The 18,182-nt window shown below is 34.1% G+C and carries 19 protein-coding genes and 1 tRNA gene; 14 read left to right on the top strand and 6 right to left on the bottom strand.

Annotated features, from left to right (window positions below; genetic code table 11):
• The 3 genes from EQ827_RS05810 to EQ827_RS05800 form a co-directional block, all read left to right on the top strand.
• On the top strand, positions 1 to 499 hold a 499-nt coding region (locus tag EQ827_RS05810; RefSeq protein WP_181190048.1), incomplete at its 5' end, for a C69 family dipeptidase.
• Positions 500 to 517: 18 nt separating this feature from the next.
• On the top strand, positions 518 to 2,020 hold the full coding sequence (yjeM, locus tag EQ827_RS05805; RefSeq protein ID WP_181190047.1) for a glutamate/gamma-aminobutyrate family transporter YjeM: 1,503 nt from the start codon (positions 518 to 520) through the stop codon (positions 2,018 to 2,020).
• A 165-nt stretch (positions 2,021 to 2,185) separates the two neighbouring features.
• A complete protein-coding gene (locus EQ827_RS05800) occupies positions 2,186 to 2,413 on the top strand; it encodes a DUF6440 family protein (protein WP_181190046.1) in 228 nt (75 codons plus the stop codon).
• A gap of 138 nt (positions 2,414 to 2,551) precedes the next feature.
• On the opposite strand, the gene EQ827_RS05795 is transcribed toward EQ827_RS05800, so the two are convergent.
• Positions 2,552 to 2,929 carry a helix-turn-helix domain-containing protein gene (locus tag EQ827_RS05795; RefSeq protein WP_181190045.1) on the bottom strand — a complete coding sequence of 126 codons (378 nt, stop codon included), beginning with the start codon at positions 2,927 to 2,929 and terminating at the stop codon, positions 2,552 to 2,554.
• Positions 2,930 to 3,225: 296 nt separating this feature from the next.
• On the opposite strand from EQ827_RS05795, the gene EQ827_RS05790 reads away from it, so the two are divergent.
• Complete coding sequence (locus tag EQ827_RS05790; RefSeq protein WP_181190044.1) at positions 3,226 to 3,504, top strand: hypothetical protein; 279 nt, start codon at positions 3,226 to 3,228, stop codon at positions 3,502 to 3,504.
• 35 nt (positions 3,505 to 3,539) lie between these two features.
• Positions 3,540 to 3,674, top strand: coding sequence for a Fe3+ hydroxamate ABC transporter substrate-binding protein (locus EQ827_RS09115; RefSeq protein ID WP_181190043.1), 135 nt, complete (start codon positions 3,540 to 3,542; stop codon positions 3,672 to 3,674).
• 149 nt (positions 3,675 to 3,823) lie between these two features.
• Here EQ827_RS09115 and EQ827_RS05780 read toward each other — a convergent pair.
• Both EQ827_RS05780 and EQ827_RS05775 read right to left on the bottom strand, forming a co-directional pair.
• A tRNA-Glu gene (locus EQ827_RS05780) sits at positions 3,824 to 3,895 on the bottom strand.
• A 46-nt stretch (positions 3,896 to 3,941) separates the two neighbouring features.
• Positions 3,942 to 4,598, bottom strand: coding sequence for a CPBP family intramembrane glutamic endopeptidase (locus tag EQ827_RS05775; RefSeq protein WP_181190042.1), 657 nt, complete (start codon positions 4,596 to 4,598; stop codon positions 3,942 to 3,944).
• 32 nt (positions 4,599 to 4,630) lie between these two features.
• Between EQ827_RS05775 and EQ827_RS05770 the strand changes: the two genes are divergently transcribed.
• From EQ827_RS05770 to EQ827_RS05760, 3 genes are read left to right on the top strand one after another with little or no spacing between them, the layout of a single operon-like run.
• Entirely contained in the window at positions 4,631 to 6,361 is a 1,731-nt protein-coding gene (locus EQ827_RS05770) for an ABC transporter ATP-binding protein (protein ID WP_181190041.1), read from the top strand.
• Positions 6,354 to 8,198 (top strand): ABC transporter ATP-binding protein, encoded by a 1,845-nt coding sequence (locus tag EQ827_RS05765; RefSeq protein WP_181190040.1) that lies wholly within the window; start codon positions 6,354 to 6,356, stop codon positions 8,196 to 8,198. Before EQ827_RS05770 ends, EQ827_RS05765 begins: the two co-directional genes overlap by 8 nt.
• A 10-nt stretch (positions 8,199 to 8,208) precedes the next feature.
• Entirely contained in the window at positions 8,209 to 9,198 is a 990-nt protein-coding gene (locus EQ827_RS05760; RefSeq protein ID WP_181190039.1) for a serine hydrolase domain-containing protein, read from the top strand.
• 148 nt (positions 9,199 to 9,346) lie between these two features.
• On the opposite strand, the gene EQ827_RS05755 is transcribed toward EQ827_RS05760, so the two are convergent.
• Positions 9,347 to 9,970 (bottom strand): response regulator transcription factor, encoded by a 624-nt coding sequence (locus tag EQ827_RS05755; protein WP_181190038.1) that lies wholly within the window; start codon positions 9,968 to 9,970, stop codon positions 9,347 to 9,349.
• Positions 9,963 to 11,039: a sensor histidine kinase gene (locus EQ827_RS05750; RefSeq protein ID WP_181190037.1), complete on the bottom strand. Its 1,077-nt coding sequence runs from the start codon at positions 11,037 to 11,039 to the stop codon at positions 9,963 to 9,965. Before EQ827_RS05750 ends, EQ827_RS05755 begins: the two co-directional genes overlap by 8 nt.
• Before the next feature lie 109 nt (positions 11,040 to 11,148).
• On the opposite strand from EQ827_RS05750, the gene EQ827_RS05745 reads away from it, so the two are divergent.
• The 6 genes from EQ827_RS05745 to EQ827_RS05720 all read left to right on the top strand — a co-directional run bounded on the left by EQ827_RS05745 (position 11,149) and on the right by EQ827_RS05720 (position 16,913).
• A complete protein-coding gene (locus tag EQ827_RS05745) occupies positions 11,149 to 12,081 on the top strand; it encodes an ABC transporter ATP-binding protein (protein ID WP_181190036.1) in 933 nt (310 codons plus the stop codon).
• Positions 12,082 to 12,095: 14 nt separating this feature from the next.
• Complete coding sequence (locus EQ827_RS05740) at positions 12,096 to 13,241, top strand: ABC transporter permease (protein ID WP_181190035.1); 1,146 nt, start codon at positions 12,096 to 12,098, stop codon at positions 13,239 to 13,241.
• Complete coding sequence (locus tag EQ827_RS05735; RefSeq protein ID WP_181190034.1) at positions 13,228 to 14,382, top strand: ABC transporter permease; 1,155 nt, start codon at positions 13,228 to 13,230, stop codon at positions 14,380 to 14,382. The genes EQ827_RS05740 and EQ827_RS05735 overlap by 14 nt, the downstream gene beginning before the upstream one ends.
• A 196-nt stretch (positions 14,383 to 14,578) precedes the next feature.
• The gene (locus EQ827_RS05730) at positions 14,579 to 15,475 is read left to right on the top strand and encodes an ABC transporter ATP-binding protein (RefSeq protein ID WP_181190033.1); all 897 of its coding nucleotides are present in this window, start codon (positions 14,579 to 14,581) and stop codon (positions 15,473 to 15,475) included.
• Between the two features lies 1 nt (position 15,476).
• Positions 15,477 to 16,253 (top strand): ABC transporter permease, encoded by a 777-nt coding sequence (locus tag EQ827_RS05725; RefSeq protein WP_181190032.1) that lies wholly within the window; start codon positions 15,477 to 15,479, stop codon positions 16,251 to 16,253.
• Positions 16,254 to 16,913, top strand: a complete 660-nt coding sequence (locus tag EQ827_RS05720; protein WP_181190031.1) for a TetR/AcrR family transcriptional regulator C-terminal domain-containing protein — start codon at positions 16,254 to 16,256, stop codon at positions 16,911 to 16,913. It begins immediately after the preceding gene.
• Between the two features lie 24 nt (positions 16,914 to 16,937).
• Here EQ827_RS05720 and EQ827_RS05715 read toward each other — a convergent pair.
• Positions 16,938 to 18,182, bottom strand: a 1,245-nt coding sequence (locus EQ827_RS05715) for a Mur ligase family protein (protein WP_181190030.1), incomplete at its 5' end; no start/stop codon positions are given.

Raw genomic sequence — 18,182 nt, 5'->3', positions numbered from 1 at the left:
TATTTTTCGCCCGATTAGTTTAGCTAAAACGCAAGAATCACATTTATTGCAGATTCGATCTAATTTGCCCGTAGAGATTGCTTGTATTCATTGGCTAGCAATGGGAGTACCAGCGCAAAGCGTATATGTGCCATTTTATTTAGGCATTAATCAAACACCACGGTTTTATCAAAAAGGTGGTCTGCCTTATGATAGTGAATCTGCCTATTGGCTTTACAAATTAGCGGGGATACTAGTTGATGGCCATTATCATGAATTTGGCCAATTATTGCGGGATACCCAAAAAAGGATTACTGCTTATTTGGCTAATCAAGTCCGACAAATTGACTTAGAAGCGCAGGATTATTCAGCTACAGAGAAATTAGAGCAATTTTTGACTAAGCGCACCTTGCAAAATGCTGAATACGCAGCTCAAGCTTATCGAGAAATGATTGCGAAGATTATCACAGAGTCAACGGATTTTTCTGATCTTAATTATCAAACTGATTTAAATTTGTAATGAGGAGTAGTCAGCGTTTTGGAGAATCAAAAAAATAATCAAGCAACAATTGGTGTTTTAAGTTTAGTTATGATGATTTTTACCACTATATATGGCTTTAACAATGGTACAATTGCCTATTTGCAAATGGGCTATGCTAGTATTATTTGGTATGTTTTTGCAGCAATTTTTTTCTTTTTACCATCGGGATTAATGTTTGCAGAATATGGTTCAACCTTTAACAATGCCGAAGGCGGTATTTATTCTTGGCTTGATGGCTCTGTGGGACCTAAGTTTGCTTTTTATGGTACTTTTATTTGGCTGACATCTTGGGAATTGTGGCTGGTATCAACGGCTTCTAGGGTTTGGATTCCAATTTCTGTTTTATTCCAAGGCAGTGATCAAACTCAAACTTGGCATTTGTTTGGCTTATCTTCAACACAAGTTATTGGCCTATTAGGGGTTCTTTTTATTATTGCAGTAACTTTTTTGGCCGGATATGGTATGAATTGGATTAGCAAGATTTCATCTTTCGGCGGTGTTATTATGGTAATACTTAATGGCTTGTTTTTTGTTGTGAGTCTAGCCATTTTAGTCTTAAATCATTTTAAATTGCAACAGCCAATTACAGGTGTGACAACTTTTGTACATTCACCTAATGCAAGTTTTGGAACAATGATGGGAATGTTATCTTTTGTAGTATATGCCATATTTGCCTATGGCGGCTTGGAATCTTTGGGGGGAGTAACTGACTCTTTAAAGAATCCAAAACGTACTTTTCCCCGAGGAATTTTGATTGCTACTGTGGCTATTTCATTATTATATGCTGTGTCGATTTTGTTTTGGGGAATTAGTGCCAATTGGCAAAATGTTTTGAATAATTCCAAAGTTAATCTAGGTAATGTAGGTTATGTTTTAATGAATAATTTAGGATATACTTTGGGAAAATCTCTGCACTTGAGTACTAGTGTCTCCTTAACAATTGGTGAATGGTTTGCGCGTTTTGTTGGCTTTGACAATTTTATTATGTATTTGGGATCTTATTTTGTATTAGTTTATTCACCGCTGAAGTCTTTTATTCTCGGAACGCCGCGGGATTTTTGGCCGACAAAGGTTACTCAATTAAATAAACAACACATGCCAGCGCATGCAATGTGGATTCAAGCAATCGTTGTGGCAGTGATTATTGTGGGAGTTTCATTCGGGGGCTCTAGTGCTAAACAATTCTATAATATTTTGACCTTGATGGGAAATGTTTCAACGTCAGTACCATATCTTTATCTCATTGCAGCTTTTCCTTTTTTTAAAGCCCATAAAAACTTAGAGCGTCCTTATATTTTTTATAAGACGCAAATAAGCGCTAATATTGCTAGTATAATTGGCTTTATGGTTGTTGCCTTAGCAATCTTATTTACTTTTATTGAGCCCATTGTTCAACATCAATATTTTGATGCATTTTGGACTGTAGCGGGGCCAATTTTCTTTACAATTGTTGCTTACTTCTTGTACCGGCGTTATGAACAGCGTAAGCTAAAACAATAAATTAAAATCCGACTAATAGACTGGATTTTCTTATTATATGGTTGTTAGCCCAGTTTAAAAGTGGATCCATAAAATTGCAGCCGTACTTGTACTTGGCTATTAAAAATGATATAGCCATAAGTGGAGAGTATTTTTTGTAATAAGCGTAATTATTAGGAGAATGTCATGATAAAGAAAAATAAGAAACCAATAGTTAGTGAGCGATTTATTACTACAGAAATATCAAAAATAGGTTCTGGCAGTGTGTTATCTATTGTCGTTGATAAATTGACTGGTATTGAATATGTTTATTCTCAAGGCGGATTTGGTACAGATAAGTTGTCACCTATTTTGAATAAGGATGGTCTGCCTAGAGTAAATCCAGATTATGATCCTGATAATGTTAAAAAATAAAAAGCTACTAGTCCAAGTAATGCCTCATAACAGTTAGTGTTTATCTAACAATTATGAGGCATTTTTATGATCAATATATTGAATTTTAGTTTCGTGAGTATAGTTGGATGGCACTTTTTAAAAAATTAATTTGCAAAATCAACTATTCTTCTTAGCAGGTCGGCTTTTAATAAAATCAATAAAATCAATGATTTCATCAATTTGATTAGCTGTTAGGTGTTCATCTAAATGCTGCATGATACGAGTAGCGTTTTTGGACAGTGAACTTGAAGTAATAGAAAAGCGAGGATCAAGATCGGACTTTTGAATTTTGAAAAATTGAGCTAATTTTTGCAAATTCTGAGTATTAGGCAGGGAAGTGGCGTTAAAATAGCCGTTTAAGGTGGAAGCAGGGATACCTGTCTGTAATGAAATTTCTGCTTGGGTAATAGCCTTGTCAGTAATTAGTTTTTTTAAATTAGAAGAGATAATCTGCATGTTTTTTAAATCTTGGGGTGTATATTTGGATCTTGGCATCATGCGACCTCCGGTATTTTCAATATATAAATTATATAAATTTCAATTTTAGCACCAACGTTTTTATTCGTAATTACTGAGAATAAATAAGGAAGTATAACTTGCTATTTCGAATAAAATCGTATAATATTATAATGAAGATAAAATTAAAAACTAATTTTATCTCTGATGGAGTGGTATTACTCTCTTTTGAAATTGATACTAATAGGGTTAGAGATTATAGCTTTATACGAATAAAATCGTAGCCACCGATGAAATCTATATTATTTAACATTTTAATTATGAAGGAGAAACTAATGCAAACACAAAAATTATTATTTGAAATGTGTAATCAGGTAGGGCTAGACCCTGATGATGATTTGATAACTCCTACATTTAATATTGTAACTTATTTAAATATTTTATTGGACTATTATGACAAATCTAATCAAATCAGCCCAAGTTCAGATACTGTCCATCCAAATTATGAATTGATTTCTGATGTTCATAAAATTGAAGTGATGGCTAATTTAGCCTTTGCCGAAAGTATAAAAATGAAAAAAGCTTTCAATAAATTGTTAGAGTGCCATGACTAATTTAAACTATATAAAATTTCAAGGAGGGCATAAAGATGAAAATAGTTTGTACAAATTGTGGCAAAGAAATTAAGAACTGGGAAAAAGCTTATTTCTTTTTAGAATTACCGGAAAGAGGAATTACAGAAATTAAAAGCTATTTAAAAAATATGCACAAGCTTATTGTCTAAATTGTGCAACTTTAACTTTAAAACCAAATAAATAGTGTTAATTTAACTATCATACTGATAATTGTGTTGTTTTCAAGACTGTTAAGCTAACAAAAAAGGTTACCAATCAATTTTCTGATTGATAACCTTTTTAAGTCTTAGGACTATTATCGCCCGTACGGGAATTGAACCCGTAACTCCACCTTGAGAGGGTGGCGTCTTAACCATTTGACCAACGGGCAATCGAACAATAAATATCATACCGAAAGTTTCGCCAATCGTCAATAGCTAACCAACAAAAAATGCGGAAATATTATTAATAAAGTGTAAAATAATATTAGCTTTTATATTTTTGGTTTTTATATAAGTAAAGCCAAGTACAAAACCTAAAATGGCTTTTGAAAGGAAGTAGATCGGATCACTAGAGGAGTGCAGTAAACCAAAAATTATGGCACTAACAGCAGCTCCAAAATATAAATTATCCGGGAAAAACCAATTAATTAAATATCCCCGGAAAAATATTTCTTCGGTAATCGGAGCAATGATAACAGCATAAATAATAAATAACACCGGAAATGATTTCATTAATTGGGTTTGGGCATCGACATTATTATTACCCGTTGTTTTCATTAAAGGTAATAAAATCATATTAATCGTATAATTAAAAATTGCTGCTACAATAATCGAAAACCAACTCTGCCAATTAAAAGCAGCAGCAGAAAATTTTTGAGTACGTTGTAATATATATATCATGATTACTAATGTTAAAATAGCAAGACATAAAAAAATCAAATTTAGTGATAGTGGTGAACTATGCTGTTTTTGAGATTGAGTGGCAAGAGCCAAGACTGTTACTGGCAGTTGCTGTAATAAATACAAAATTAATAGTGCCAATAATTTACTAATTATGTTAAGATAATTGTTATTTTGTGATTTTAGATTCATTTTTACACCTTGTTTGAAATGGAAGTGAAAATATGTTTCACCTAATGAAAAAACGTATCTCGTTATTGAGCGTACTTGGAGCAATAATTTTTATGGGTCTACAAGTAATTGGTACTTTGTATATTCCTAATATTACTTCTGATATTGTCAATAACGGGATTACTCGTGGCGATACACATTATATCATAACTGCTGGAATTCGCATGTTAGCTGTATCGTTGTTTGTCGTTGCGGCTTCTTTTATGAATGTATTGTTGGCTGCAAAAGCCTCACAAAAACTAGGCCAGAATTTGCGTAATGACATATATAGTAAAGTTTTGTATATGTCTAATGATGAGTTCGATAAAATTGGAACATCTTCTTTAATTACGCGGACTACTAATGATGTAGTGCAAATTCAAAATGTTACTTTGATGATGTTGCGAATGATGATTATGGCGCCGATCATGATGATAGGTGCCAGTTTTATGGCCTATCAAAAGAATCCCCAGTTGACGCAGATTTTTGTATTTGTTTTACCAATTTTAATTATATTGATTGGGATTGTTATGTTTTTTGCAGTGCCTTTATTTAAAGCAATGCAAAAAAAGATTGATCGCTTGAATTTGGTTTTTCGTGAAGGATTGACGGGGGTTCGCGTAATTCGTGCCTTTCGTCAAGATAATTGGGAACAAGAACGTTTTGATGTTGCCAATAAGGACTATACTCACAATGCCCAAAAAGTGTTTTCCATTATAGCTATCATGTATCCGCTTATGACTTTGATTATGAGTGGTACAAATATTAGTATTACCTGGTTTGGAGCCAAGTATATTGCTAATCAAAGCATGGAAGTTGGTAATTTAATTGCTTTTATGACTTATGCAATGCAAATTTTAATGAGTTGCATGATGCTATCAATGATTTTTGTATTTGTGCCTCGTGCACAGGCTTCTGCAACAAGAATTAATGAAGTATTAAAGATGAAAAGTACTATTAAAGAAAATACACAGACTAAGGTTTTGCAGCAAGAAACTGCAGATTTAAAATTTGAGCAAGTTGATTTTCGTTATCAAGGAGCGCAAGAATGTGCAGTTAAGGGCGTTGATTTTCATGTAAGTGCCGGACAGACTTTAGGAATTATTGGGGGTACTGGATCTGGTAAAACTACTCTTATTAGTTTAATTTCACGTATGTATGATGTCCAAGATGGTGCGATTAAGCTAAATGGCCATGACATTCAGTCCTTATCTTTACGTGAAATCAACGATCAAGTATCTTTAGCTCCTCAAAAAGCAATTCTTTTTAAGGGGACAGTTCGTGATAACCTCAAGTATGGTAATCCTACTGCAGATGATGACCAACTATGGCAAGCTTTAAAGATTGCTCAAGCTGATGAGTTTATTAGATCTGAAGAAGGTTTAGATACTAAAGTTGAACAAGGTGGCGACAATTTCTCCGGTGGGCAAAAGCAACGTTTAGCAATTGCTCGTGCCTTAGTTAAAGAGGCTTCGATTTATGTTTTTGATGATTCATTTTCAGCATTAGATTTTAAAACTGATTCTTTGTTGCGCCAAGCTTTGCATAATGATTCACGTCTACAAAATAAGGTATTGGTAATTGTGGGACAGCGGATTTCTACAATTGCAGATGCTGATGTTATCGTTGTTTTAGATCATGGTAAAATGGTTGGTCGCGGAACCCATGATGAATTAAAACAGAATAACACCACTTATCAAGAAATTATTAAATCTCAAATTAAGGGGGCGGCTGTCAATGGCTAATCGTGGACCACATGGTGCAATGATGATGAGTAAGAGCAAGCCCAAAAATTTCTGGGGCACATTAGTGCGCTTATTTCATTATATGTCTGGATACGTTGTTTCCTTAATTCTCGTAATTATTTTGGCAGTTACTTCAACTATTTTTCAAATTAAAACTCCGAAAGTTTTAGGTGAAGCAACGACTGAAATTTATAAAGGGGTAATGACTGGAATTGCCCAGCAAAAGGCTGGTTTTAACATTACCAAATTTCCTGTTAATTTTGGAAAGATTGAACATATTTTACTAATTGTTGCCGGTATGTATTTGTTGTCTGCTTTATTCAACTTTTTACAGCAGCTTTTGATGACTCGTGCTTCTCAACAAACTGTTTACAAATTGCGCAAAGATTTGAAGCGGCAAATGAAAGTTTTGCCAATTAGTTATTATGATACCCATGATAATGGTGATATTATGTCACGGGCTATTAACGACATGGATAATATTGCTAGTACTTTGCAGCAGAGTGTTACACAGTTGATTACCAGTATTGTGATGTTGATTGGTACTTTATGGATGATGTTTACTATTAGTTGGCAACTGACATTGATTGCTTTACTCACAATACCTATTAGCTTGATTATTATTGGAATTATTGCACCTCGCTCGCAAAAGGCGTTTGCGGCCCAACAAAAGTCCTTAGGATTGCTTAATAATCAAGTAGAAGAGAATTATTCTGGTCATTTAGAAGTAAAAACTTTTAATCATGAACAAGCTTCTTTAGCCCAATTTCAAGAAGAAAATGAAAAATTTTATACTTCAGCTTGGAAAGCTCAATTTTTAGCGGGTATTATGATGCCATTAATGACTTTTGCTAATAATTTAGGTTATGTGGCAGTAGCAATTTATGGGGGCATTCAAGTTGCACATGGTAGTTTGCCTATTGGTGATATCCAGGCCTTTTTACAGTATACACAGCAGTTTTCACAACCCATTACCCAGCTTGCTAATTTAGCTAATACTATTCAAGCTACTGTTGCTTCAGCAGAGCGGATTTTTGAAGTTTTAGATGAACAGCAAATGTCCAAGACAAAAGTAGATATTCCCGATGAAACAACAGATAAGTTAATTCAATTAGAGCACGTACAATTTGGTTATGAAGGTCAAGAGCTCTTAATGACTGATTATTCTTTGGATGTGCAGTCCGGAGAAATGATTGCAATTGTCGGGCCCACCGGAGCAGGGAAGACAACGATTATCAACTTGCTGGAACGCTTTTATGATATTACTGGTGGTTCTATTAAATTAAATGGACGGGATACTCGTAATTTGACACGCGAGCAATTGCGTGGACATTTTGCGATGGTTCTTCAGGATGCTTGGCTATTTACAGGAAGTATTTATGATAATTTAAAATATGGCCGTGAAGATGCGACTGAAGAAGAAATTATTCGAGCAGCCAAGGCAGCTCACGTTGATGAATTTGTCCGCCAGTTACCGCATGGTTATGACACGATTTTGAATGAGGAAGCTTCTAATATTTCTCAAGGTCAGCGGCAACTATTAACGATTGCTCGGGCCTTTGTGGCTAATCCAGAAATTTTGATTTTGGATGAGGCAACTTCTTCTGTTGATACTCGAACTGAATCACAGATTCAGCACGCTATGGCACGCTTGTTAAAAGACAGAACTAGTTTTGTGGTTGCACATCGGTTGTCAACTATTCAAGATGCAGATAAGATTATCGTAATGAATCACGGCTCAATCGTGGAAACTGGAAATCATGAGCAATTATTGGCCAAAAAAGGATTTTATGCTGACTTGTATAACTCACAATTTAGCGGTAATGTAACAATTTAGGGCGATTAAAATGTATTTATTAGACAAAATTCAGGCATTAATTGAGCAACAAGTTGTTCCAGTTGTTAGTTATGCCTATTTAAATCATGAACAAGTTTTACAGGATACAATGGGAGTGAACACCTGGAAGCCAAGTATCACGCAATTGCCAGCAGATCCTTTATATGATTTGGCTTCTTTGACAAAAGTTATAGGAACAACTACAGTTTTGCTGCATTTAATTGAGCAGAAAAAATTATCCTATGACACTCCTATTTGTCAGTGGTTGCCGCAATTTAGTGATTCGCGGGTAACCTTGCGGCATTTAATGACCCACACCTCGGGTATTAAAGGCTACATTAAAAATCGTGATCAACTCAGTAAAGAGGATTTACTTTTACAAATATTGCAATTGCCAGTCACTGCAGATTTCAATCGAGTGATTAAATATACAGATACTGGTCCTATTTTAGCTGGTTTAATAATTGAAAAAATTTATCAGCAACCAGTACAACAGGTGATTGAGCAAGTTATTTTAAAGCCCTTAGGTTTATTAGAGGCCACTTTTAACCCTAAACCGCAACGGTGTGTAGTAACCACTACCCGTCAGGGGCAAAATTTACAAGGTGTCGTTCATGATCCTAAAGCCCAACAATTGGGCGAAGATTGTGGCTCGGCAGGAATGTTTGCTAGTTTAACTGATTTAGTTCGTTTTAGCCAATTTATGCTCGGACAATTAAAGATTCAACAGCCACCTATTAGTTTTATTACTGTTAAAAGTTTGTATAAAAGTTTTACACCGGTGGCGCCTGGACGGTCTTTTGGCTGGGATTTAAGATGGAATAGCCAACACCAGCCGGTTTTGTATCATACCGGTTATACGGGTAATTTTTGGGGATTAGACTGGTATCGCCAGCAAGCTGTCATTGTTCTCAGCAATCGGGTTCATCCTTTTAATGATAATCAGCGTTTTTTAGCATATCGAGAAGCAATTATGGAATTGTTTTTGAAGATGGATTAAGTTCTTATAAATATATTTTATTTTAAATAAAGGCATCTAATGCTCTTAATCAAAGAGCGCTGGATGCCTTTTTTATTTATTATCAGTTACTTCTTTTTGAAGAAAATACTTTAAAAATCATGTTTATATAAACTGTAATTTTTTAAAATTAAGTATGTGCCAGCTTTTGGTAATAATAGATTGCTAATTGGGTGCGATCGCGAACCTGCAACTTGTCCAACAATTGACTGATATAGTTGCGGATAGTACCTTCACTAAGATAAATCGTGTGGGCAATTTCTTTATTATTTAAGCCTTGAGCGACTAAAGTTAAAACTTCTTGCTCGCGGGGAGTTAAAGAAAGATTATAAGTCGTGATTTGCGAAGCTTGCGGTTGAATTTTTTTCATAATTTCATTGCCAAAAACTGATTGATTATTGGCTACTGCTCGAATGGCTGGCACAATAGCGTTCAGATTTTGTTTGATTAAGTAGCCTTTAACGCCTAGTTTTAAGGCTTGACTAATATAATCATCATCGGTAAAAGTAGTTAATAATAAAATTTTTGCTTGTGCATCATTTTGTAAAATAGTTTTAGTAGCTTCTAAACCTGTATGTTGGGGCATACGAATATCTAATAACAATACATCTGGTCGATAGCTACTATAAGCCGTGATTGCTTCTTGGGCACTATGACCGGTGGCCGCAACTTTTAAATCCAGTTCGGAATTAATGATGGTAGCTAAAGCTTGGGTCACCAAGCAGTCATCATCAATTACAACTATTTTAATCATTTTTGATATCCTTCTTTGGTAAAATTAAAGTAATTAAAAATCCGTTTTGATTTTGATATAAATGAAGCTGGCCGCCAGCCTCTTCAGCCCGTTGCTGCATACTTATTAAGCCCATTCCGTGAGTGAGGGGGCTTTTTTTAGTGCCATTGTCTTTGATCTGCACTTGATAAAAGGCAGGTAAAGTTTGGAATTTTAGGCTTACTTTTGAAGCAGTCGAATGTTTCATTATGTTTGTTAAAGCTTCTTTAATGGTCATTAAGATTACTTGATTCATTTTAGGATTTAAGTTGTTAAATGGTGTACCGATTACGACGATTGGACAAAATGTGAAATCTGTTAGTAATGGCTGTAACTGCTGTTGTAAATTTAAAGCCTGTTGTTGCATACCATGTACACTACTGCGAATACTGGACATTGCTTGATTTAATGTGGAATTAAGCTGGGTGAGAGGTGTGTTTAGCTGAGAATTTTGATTGATGGTGCGAATAGCTCCTAATTGAATAATACTACTGGATAATAAATGCCCCACATTATCATGAATGTCTCGGGCAATTTGATTACGTTCTTGAGCCAATTGTAATTGTAATTGAGTCTGTTCAGTAGCCTGTAATTTTATATTTTGTGCTTGTAGCTGAGCTTGTTTTTCGAAACTGTCATCTAATAATTCTAACTTACTACACTGTAAATGTTGTAAGGAGCGATCCTGATAATCAAAATAAAGCGCTAATAGGCAGCCGCTAGCAGCCAACAAACTATAATAATTGAAATGAAAGATTAGTGTAATTAATAAGGGACTAATAGTCTTAGGAGAGGCACTGACTAGTAAGTAACGACTAACAGCTGGAAAAAAATAAGTCAACGGCGGATAAAATAAACCACCAACAGCCAAAACAACTGTTATTAGCCAATTAGTATAGGACATTGAGGTAATTAATTGAAGACTTAAAATTATAATACTGAGCAATAAAAAAATAACAGACTGAACTTGAAAATTATTAATTAATAGTAAAACAATACCACCGACAATCAAGAAAAGTAATTCACTATAAAAATTCTGAGTAATTTTCACATTAAACTCCTTAATTGTGACAATTGTCATGTGAAATTAGACCAAAGTCACTATTAATTCTTAGTAAAACTATCATAATATTAATGAACGAAAAAAGGGAAGTGGAAAGATGATTATTGACGTCCAAAATCTAGTTAAACGTTATGATAAATTAACCGCTTTAAATCATGTTGATCTCCAAGTACAACCCGGTGAAATCTTAGGGCTGTTGGGGCCTAATGGTAGTGGCAAATCAACAATGATTAATTGTATTTTAGCACTTTTACAATATGATCGTGGTGATATTAAAGTGTTTGATCAGCCAATGACTGCTAATAGTTATGCCTTAAAACAGCGCATTGGTATTATACCGCAAGAAATTGCAGTTTTTGAAGAGCTGACAGTGCAAGAAAATATTAGCTATTACTGCGGTTTATATGTGCATGATCGCCAAGAACTAAAAGTTAAGGTTCAACAGGCAATTGAATTAGTTGGTTTAGAAGACTTCATAAAATTTTATCCGAAACAATTAAGCGGTGGACTAGCGCGGCGATTAAATATTGCTTGCGGTATAGCTCATCAACCTGAATTAATCTTTTTTGATGAACCTACAGTAGCAGTCGATCCCCAAAGCCGTAACCATATATTACAAAGTATTAAGCAGTTAAATCAACAAGGAGCAACGATTGTTTATACAACTCATTATATGGAAGAAGCTGAATTCTTATGTAAACGTATTGTTATTTTGGATCATGGTCAAGTTATCGCCCAAGGAACACCGACAGAATTAAAAGATATGGTTAAAGCTAACGAAAAAATTATTTTAGAAGTACCACTTTTAACTGCGGCACAACAACAGGTACTACAACAATTGCCAGCAATTCAACACATTGATTATCAAAATCAATCTTTAACAGTTACTAGCAAGGATTTGGAGCAAACCTTACTACCACTTTTAGAGTGTTTAAAACAGCAAAAAATTGTTTATGCAAACATTCATACACAGCAAATTTCTTTAAATGATGTCTTTTTAACCATTACTGGGCGACAATTACGTGACTAAAAGGAGACGCAAGGATGTTAGGACATTTAATTTATTACCGAATTAAAGTTTTATTAAAAAACCGTTCATTACTTTTTTGGACTTTAATATTCCCACTAATTATGGGATTGTTTTTTAAATTAGTTTTTAGCAATTTGGATCAAGCTGAAATTTTACCTACTAAAACACCAATTGCAATAGTAGGAGATAATCAAGATAGTCAAAACTTAAATAAAATTTTAACACAGTTAAAATCACACCACCAACCTTGGTATCAAATCAAGCAATTGTCGCCTAATCAAGCGCAGCATCGTTTAACAGAAGGAAAAATTGCAGGCTATTATGATACACGCACACAACCGCTGCAGCTGTTTGTAGCCCGAAATAATTCAACTCAGAGTGTTCTACGCTCACTTTTAAGCCAATATCAGCAAAATCGCGCTTTATTTACCACCTTGGAAAAATCTCAACAAGTACCACGGACGCAACTAATGAAGTTAACAAAGTCGCTGCCGAATCATCATTACACTACTAATCAATCACAAAATCGCAATTTTAGCAGTTTGAGTTTTTACTTTTGTACTTTAATTGCAATGACAATTGGTTATGGTTTTCAATTTGGTTTACGAAATGCTCAAGATGAACAAGCTAATCAATCAGCCAATGGGATGCGTTTAAGTTTAACGCCAATATCTAAGCTGATAATTGTTTTGAGCAATTTGATCGCTGCTGTAGTAGTTTTTTACACTATAGTTTTAGTAGTTGTTGCGGTTTATCGCTGGGGTTATCAAGTAGATTTAGGACAGCATTGGCCAAATATTTTGTTAGTTTGCTTTTTAGGCAGTATTTTACAGATTTGTTTAGGCAAATTCATGGGAAATATTTTAGTTAAAAAAAGTTATAGTCAAAAAGTTGGCATGGGAACTTTAATAATTATGTTGCTGTCCATGTTAGCCGGAATGATGGGCACTGTCGAAATTAAGCATTGGATTGATATTAACCTACCAATATTTGGTAAGTTAAACGTCATTAATTTGATTAGTGATACGTTATATCAGTTATTCTTTTATCAAAATATCCAACCAATTTATGCAAATTTGCTGTGGCTGGTAGGGTTATGCTTCTTCTTCCTCATTGTTGATTTTCTCTTGGAAAGGCGGATGCAATATGCCAGTTTATAAAACTGTTTTAAAAATTTTAAGTAAAAATATTAGGGTTTTATTATTAGGATTTGGTGTAACAATATTTATGCTGTTAATCATGTCCTCTAATTTAAGCAATAACAGCCAAACATTGCAGCCGGCTAAAGTTGCGATTATTACGCCGCATACAAACTCGTTATCGCGTTCATTGAAACAGTATTTAAATCAGCAGCAACAAGTGGTTTACTTAAAGGATACTAGTCAAAAAGGTCTGGATGATGCTCTCTTTTTTCAAGAAGTAGATTACATTTTATATTTGCCAGCTACTGCATCTGCCCAACTCCAAGCTGAACAAAAGGTGAAATTCAAAACCAAAGTACGTCCGGGAACTTATAGTAAAGAGATGGTCGATCAAAATATTAATCAATATTTCAATACTTTAACTATTTATCATCGTAATTTAGCGCATGCTAGTTGGCCAAATATTTTAGAAAAGACCCAACAAACCTTGCAGCATCAAGGTAAAGTACGGTTTGACAAAAATTATCAACGGCATCAACAACAGCAACATACTGCTTTAGATTATAACATCTTGGCTTATGGACTATTCTTAGTTATCTTTGAAGCTTACAGCTTGGTGAGTTTAGTTTTTAATCGACAAGCAGTTAAAACTCGCAATCTGTGTTCACCATTAGCCCCTAATAAATTTACTCAGCAGATTAATCTCGGTTTATTGGGTTATATTAGTTTAATTACGGCAGCTTTTTTAGCAATCATTATCAGTTACACACATAGCAGTTTTAATCAAGTTACCGGCTGGTTCATTATTAATACAGTGTTATTTATCTTATCAACAATGACTCTTTCTAGCTGGCTATCCAGCTATATTAAAAAAGCAGAAGCCTTAAGCGGGGTAGCCAATGTTTATGGCTTAGGTACTTGTTTTTTAGGAGGTGTGTTTATTCCTAGAAATATTATGCCCGCTTTTGTCAGTAAAATTGCTTGTTTTACACCCACATATTGGTTTGTGCAAAATAATAATTTGATTGGAAAGACAGTTGATTTTAATATTAATTTCTTTCAGCATTTTGCGCCAACAGCACTGATTATTCTAGCTTTCACAGTTGCTTTTTGGACCTTACAAGTTTGTGGTCAGAGACTAAGTAAAAACCATAATTAAAGACAGGCTTTACTTTTTTGTAATTAATAGGGGACTGAGAAAAGTATTTTCTCAGTCCTTTTTTACAGGAAATTTTGGATAAAATGTTTTAAATTTTGTAATCTATCATCTAAAAAAATAAATATTAAACTTGAGTTTTTATTTTTACTAGTTTACAATGTATATTATATTTACAATGTAAACAAGGAGGGATAAAATGACAATTGCAATTAATTTACAACAAATTCATAAAAGTTTTAATTGCAACGTAGTTTTAAAGGATATTAGTTTAAAAGTTAAACAAGGAGAAATTATTGGACTGTTGGGTGCTAATGGTGCAGGAAAATCAACACTGATTAAAATAATGACGGGATTATTAAAACCTGATGCTGGTACAGTTCAAATTTTTGGGCAATCATTAAATAAACAGCATGTTAGAAAATATTTAGGATTAGCACCCCAAGAATTGGGAATTTATCCCCAATTAACAGTTCAACAAAATTTAAAAAGCTTTGGTGCTTTAAATGGTTTAACAACTAATCAAATTAAAGAAAAATATTCTCTAGTAAGCGAGATTTTTGATTTAAGACGATTAGCAAAACAGCCATCCCAAAACTTAAGTGGAGGACAAAAGCGTCGTTTACATTCAGCAATTGCCTTAATGAGCCAAGCAAAAGTAGTTTTCTTAGATGAACCCACGGTAGGAGCCGATGTTGATTCACGGAATCGAATTATTGCTGCATTGAGAACTTTAAGTAATCAGGGATTAACAATCATTTATACTACACATTATTTACAAGAAATGGAGGATTTAAAAGCAAAAATAGTTTTTTTAAATCAAGGAAGTATTCAAGCTAGTGGGGATGTAGACACTATTATCCATCACTATGCAAATCCTTTCATAGAGCTTTATTTTTCACAAAGATTACCACAGATTGAAGGTTGGCAGAAAGTTGGAGATCATTTAAAGTCTATAGAAACTGAAGATTTTGTTAGCTTATTGCAAGTAACACTAAATAATCCCCTGGTACAGTCAAATCAATTAACAAATATTAAAATTATTAGAGCAAACTTAGAAGCAGCTTATAATAATTTATTAGAAAGGAAAGTTTAAATTGACGAAACTTAAGCAAATATGTGCTGTTATCAAATTAAATACTCTTTTACAATTATCTAATCCAGCAGTACAAGTAATTATGATTTTAATCCCCTTAATTATGGCTCCCTTTATGATGCCTAGTGCTCGTGCACAATTAATGATGCAAGGTTATCATCACGTTAATGGTTCTGAACAGGTTATGCCAGGATTAGCTATTTTGTTTTCCTTTTTATCAGTACAACTTATTATTCAAATGTTTTTTGATGAAATTCAATGGAATACATGGGATCGACAACAAGTTTCAGCTACTTCTTTAAATGAAATTATTATTGGTAAAGTACTAGTAGCTTACTTTATTCAATTAGTTCAACTAATTGCAATTATTTTAATTAGTAATGTATTATTTGATTTTCATATTAATGGTAGCTGGGGTGCTTTGATCTTGATAATAATGATATTTGCCCTTTTATTAACTTGTTTAGGAATTTTGTTGGTTGGTTGGATTAATATAGAGAACCTTGCCCTGACATTATCTAATCTTTTAGGCATGCTAATGGCAGGACTAGGGGGTGCAATTTCTCCAACTAATACTTTTCCACATTGGGCACAAACTTTAGCTTTAATAGATCCAGCATATTGGGCATTAACGGCAATTAAGAAAATTTGTCTAGATCATGGTAACTTTGATATGATTAAGAATAATATAATTATTTTAGCAATAATTATATTTATTTTTAGTTTTCTAGCTTTTATAGGTTTTCACTATAAACCATTGAGAAGGGGCAATAATTAAATGAAACCGGCCAAGCCTACAAAAGATACTTTAAGCCATTCCTATATTTTACAAATCACGCTAGATTTAATTGATCAAAAAGGATTAGAACATTTTACAATGCGTAAATTGGGCCAACAAATGGGGGTTTCCCCTATGGCTGTTTATCGTTATTTTCCTAATCAAGGTGCACTTTTTGATGGGCTCGTGGAGAGAATTTGGCAACAAGCTTTTAGCTATCAACCCAATGATGTATCAGCTAAGTGGCAGACACAAGTTGTTACTTTGATGAAGCAATTTCGCCAGACTTTGCTATTACATCCCAACATCTTACCATTAATGTCGACGCATCCAGTGGTTACAAAAAAACAATTTAATTTTATCGAAAAAATTCTTCAAAATTTACAAAAAAATGGCTTAGAGATTAAGACTACTACTGTCTTTTTAATTAATTCACTAACAGTTTATACTTTGGGATTTGTTTGGGCTGAGGCGGTTGAACCTCAATTTGGCGGTCAGCCAAACTTGGAACTAATACAAGAATTGCAGAGCCATTCACCACTAATGCATGATTTATTACAGTCATTGCAATCAGGGGATTATACCAGTGAACAGCAATTCTTGTTAGGTATTAAAGCAATTTTGCGCGGGTGGCCAACAAACAAAAAAGCCGTGATTTGAAATAAATCGCAGCTTTTTTATTGATTAGTATTTAATCGCACCATTCGCAATTAATTTTTGACGTAATTGTAACATGGCAGTATAAGTTGCTAATACGTAAATTTTATTCTGGGGCTGCTTTTTTAAAGCGGAAATAAAATGATCTAAGTCAGCTTCATGTTGCAAGCTATCTTTGGAAACACCAGCAATTTTAAAGCGTAGGTTGATATCTTGCCAGCGCTCGCCTCCAGTAATTATCGGATTAATCTGTTTAAAGGGCAGTTCTTCGAAGTCGCCATCCCAAATCCAGCTAGTATCAATGCCATCAGCATAATTGGCATTAAGAGCAAATCCCAAACAATAATTATCAGGTTCAGCTTGTAAAGTTGCAATAACTTGATTTAAGCCCACAGGATTTTTTACTAAAATAATAGTCATTTTTTTCTGCCCCAGCTGAATGACTTCTTGGCGGCCGAAGACTTGCTTATTAGTATCAAAGGCGTCTTTAATTTGTGTTGGGGTTACACCAAACTCACTGCCGACCGCATAGGCTGCTAATGCGTTATAAATATTATACAAGCCGCCAATATTAATCGTAAAATCATGGTGATTAATAGTAAAGCTAGATTGATTAGGAAGTAGATTTTGACAAGCAGTGACTTGGTATTTCAAATCAGGACGCTTAAAACCACAATTAGGGCAAAAATAACTGCCAAGATTAGCATAAGTAATCATACGATAGTGCATAATGTGTTGACAATTAGGACATAAAATACCATCTACATTAAACTTAGCCCGCAAATCTTTATCTTCTTGGTTAGAATCACTAAAACCATAGTAAACTTTTGGATTTGGCAAATCTATAGAGTTAAAGATGGACGCATCACCATTAATAATTAACTTAGCTTGAGGAGCTTTTTTGATACCGGCAACAATCTTGTCAAAAGTGGTATAGATTTCGCCATAGCGATCCATTTGGTCACGAAAGATATTGGTTAAGACAAATGCACTAGGCGTCATAGCATCACAAATAGGAGCCACATTAGCTTCATCAACTTCTAAAACTGCAATTTTTTTGCCACTTTTCTTAGAGGAATAAGCTAAAAATGCTGAAGTAATGCCTTGCACCATATTGGAACCAGTAGGATTAGTTAAGACATCGTCATATTTTTGCTGGAGAATCTTAGTAATCAATGAAGTGGTTAAAGTTTTACCATTCGTACCAGTGACAATAATAATTTCATAATTTCGGCTTAGCTCTTGTAAAACTTGCGGATCAAGTTGATAAGC

This window comes from Bombilactobacillus bombi, assembly GCF_013607485.1.
GTDB lineage: Bacteria > Bacillota > Bacilli > Lactobacillales > Lactobacillaceae > Bombilactobacillus > Bombilactobacillus bombi_A.
The sequence above is the reverse complement of the archived record's forward strand: the minus strand, read 5'-3'. Positions and strand labels throughout refer to the sequence as shown.